Source organism: Arthrobacter sp. AL12 (assembly GCF_029960645.1).
Classification (GTDB): Bacteria; Actinomycetota; Actinomycetes; order Actinomycetales; family Micrococcaceae; genus Arthrobacter.
On record NZ_JASBQY010000035.1, the window covers coordinates 1 to 2,835 of the forward strand.

Consider the following 2,835-nt stretch of genomic DNA (forward strand, 5'->3'; position numbering starts at 1 on the left):
CGATTGGTCTCATATACGTGCTGATTGTGGCAGCCGGCCTGGTGATGTACGTGATACGCGGTGTGTACTGGTCCATTCTCGATGAGTGCCGTGTGCCGGCGGCCGTGACGGGTATTGCGATCGGGATCATCTCGTTCTTCGGCTACTTGCCCGACACCTTCTTGCCGCAGATCAGCAGCGCCATCTACACGAACTTCGGCGACAACGTAGGGGGCGCAAACAACGCCTACTTCGTGGTGACCGCGGTGATCGGTCTGCTCGGTGCCGGGGCAGCGATGTACTTCACTCTGCTGTTGAGGCGTCGTGCCGCCGCCGAGGCCCTTGATATCAAAGCCGCACCTGAGTCGGTGACGGGAGCCTAGAGTACGACCGCACGGAATGCCCCGCTCCCAAACGGCAGCGGGGCGTTCCGCGTGTTGTCGGATCACGATTCATGCAATAAATGGGGCTTGTATCTCTTGAGTACCGCCTGTTGAGGTGGGGTGGTCGTCGTTTTACGGAGGCCTTGGGAGGGACTAGGGTGGTTCCGATTTTCGGCGGGGCGTCATGGCGCGTGAAAGATATTGTCGCCCCGGGCCTGTCTTCCAAGCAGACCAGATTGAGGGAATTGGTGGGCCGGAGAAGAACGGTGCGCAGCACCGGTTTCCTCTCCGGGCAGGCACCGGATGACTTACATGCGCGGAAGCTGTATCCGACGCTTCCTCAGCAATTGCGGGCATGTGAGGGAGATCGCCCCAGGCGTTCGAAGTAGCGCATGAGGGTGCTCCCACGGGTGGCATGCCCGGCCTGGTGACTTGGCTGGTGGACCGGCAACGACGGGTTGTCCCATCGCACGTATTCGATGCGAAAAAGGAGAACCATCATGCAGGATCAGGATAAGAGGGCAGGTCTCGTGCGGGCAGTGGCAGGTATCGACGCTGCCATCACGGCTCGGCACCACGTCGCGGTGTGGGAGTATTTCGACGATGGAACGGAGCATCTGAGCCGTTTCACAGTTGACCCGACACTGGCCGGGCTGGAGAGACTATCGCAGAGGCTGGCCACAGTACAGGCGCCGCTGACAGCGGTCGTGGAACCGACATCGATCCTGATCCCGTGCCAGACGGTGTGCCAGGAGACGCCGAGCTGGTGGGCCAGTGCCGAGACCTACGTGTCGAAATGCTGGAGCGCATCGGTTGCCCAGTTCACAGCCCGGGCGGTAGGTTTCGCCCGTGGCCCGGCCAGCGCGTGCTCCTCGGCGAACGTCATTCTCGGGCAACCCTGGTCCGGGCAGCGCCAGACACGCTTGGCCCACGGCAGCCGCACGGGCCTGCCGAAATACGGAATGTCGTGGAGCCGGACCCGCCGGCGTCCGTGCCCGACCGCAATGACGCCACAGTCGGGGCCGCCGGTGGCGGATCGAGGCTTAGCGGTCGCCGAGTCCGGGGGATTGGCCGCCGCGATCCTGACCCGGCGCACCGTCCAGAGGACAACGAGGGTCACCGCAACGATGACGGCCGCCACCGCCAGCAGCGTTGCCAGGAACAACATCACATGCCAGCCCTCAACCCTCATCGGTTCTCCCCAGGTCCAGTCGCTGCTTTGCGCTGACTCTACCGGGTCGGACGTGCACGCAGCCCACCGTGAGCCGACATGCCCGCACGGCGGACTGTTGACGCCGTCGTTAGGATCAAGGCATGGCGCCAGAGACAAGAACCACAGTGAAGCCGAACCATTTAGCGGAAAGGTTAAACCGATGACAAAGATTGATCTGCGTACAAGGCTTCTGGGTCGACTGATCGGCATGGCGTCTGTTACTCGGCGTTCCGAAGAACAAATCATCGCGGACCAGCGCCGCGTGATCGGCCACAACCCGATCACCGACCTCTTGCTCGGCGGAATCGCCAAGGAGGTGGGCGTTCAGAACACAACCGCCGCCGGCGCGGATGGGCCCGTCCAAGTCCGCATCTATCGCCCGCCAACGCAACGCGAAACACCGCCCCTCGTTGTCTTCATCCACGGTGGAGGATGGACCTCCGGGAGTCTTGACACGTACGACTGGTTCGCGAGCAGCATCGCACGCGACGCGCAGGCCGTCGTCGCGTCGCTGGACTATCGGCTGGCCCCTCGACATCGGTGGCCGGCTGCGGCAGAGGATTCGTACGCAGCGACCGTCGACCTGATCGGCCGTGGTGTCGAGCTCGGCGCAGACACCTCTCGGGTCGCCGTCGTAGGCGACAGCGCGGGCGGAAACCTGGCCGCTGTGGTCGCCCTGATGGCACGGGACCGGTCCGGCCCTGCAATCGCCTTCCAGGGCCTCATCTACCCGGCCACCGACATGACAATGGCGAGCCCGTCGATCGACGAAAATGCGGACGCACCGATTCTCACGAAGGCGGACATGCTGGCGTTCCGCGGGCACTATCTGCAGGACCAGAACCCGAGACACCCATATGCCTCACCCTTGCTTGCTGATGACCTGAGTGGATTGCCGCCCGCTCTGGTGCAGGTCGCCGAGCACGACCCGCTCCGGGACGATGGACTGCGGTACGCCGCCGCACTTCAGAAAGCAGGGACCGCGGTGCGCACGACAACCTACTTCGGTATGCCCCATGGGTTCATGGCCTTCCCCAGGATCAGCAGGGCCGTGCCACAAGCGCTTGGTGAGCTGTGCCAGGAGCTGCGCGTCGCACTGGCGGCTTGGCCTGCGGGCAGCGGGGCGAAACCTTCGACTTCATCCCGCACGTCTTCCGGAACCTGACCCGCAACGAAGTAGCGTGGCGTGTCTCTGGGCACTACAACCAGTGTTCCCGACCCGCACCGGGCGGCGGCTCAGCCGCGACGCCGTCGCGCTGC

The 2,835-nt window shown here is 64.0% G+C and carries 2 protein-coding genes and 1 pseudogene; 2 read left to right on the forward strand and 1 reads right to left on the reverse strand.

All coding sequences use genetic code 11. The features are described 5' to 3' along the window. Positions 1-362 (forward strand): annotated as a pseudogene (locus QK291_RS18920) (hypothetical protein); the annotation flags it as partial. Between the two features lie 784 nt (positions 363-1,146). Here the strand turns inward: QK291_RS18920 and QK291_RS18925 are convergent. Then, positions 1,147-1,554: a transposase family protein gene (locus tag QK291_RS18925; protein ID WP_282384392.1), complete on the reverse strand. Its 408-nt coding sequence runs from the start codon at positions 1,552-1,554 to the stop codon at positions 1,147-1,149. A gap of 181 nt (positions 1,555-1,735) precedes the next feature. On the opposite strand from QK291_RS18925, the gene QK291_RS18930 reads away from it, so the two are divergent. Further along, the gene (locus tag QK291_RS18930) at positions 1,736-2,740 is read left to right on the forward strand and encodes an alpha/beta hydrolase (protein ID WP_282384394.1); all 1,005 of its coding nucleotides are present in this window, start codon (positions 1,736-1,738) and stop codon (positions 2,738-2,740) included. The last annotated feature ends 95 nt before the right edge of the window (positions 2,741-2,835 follow it).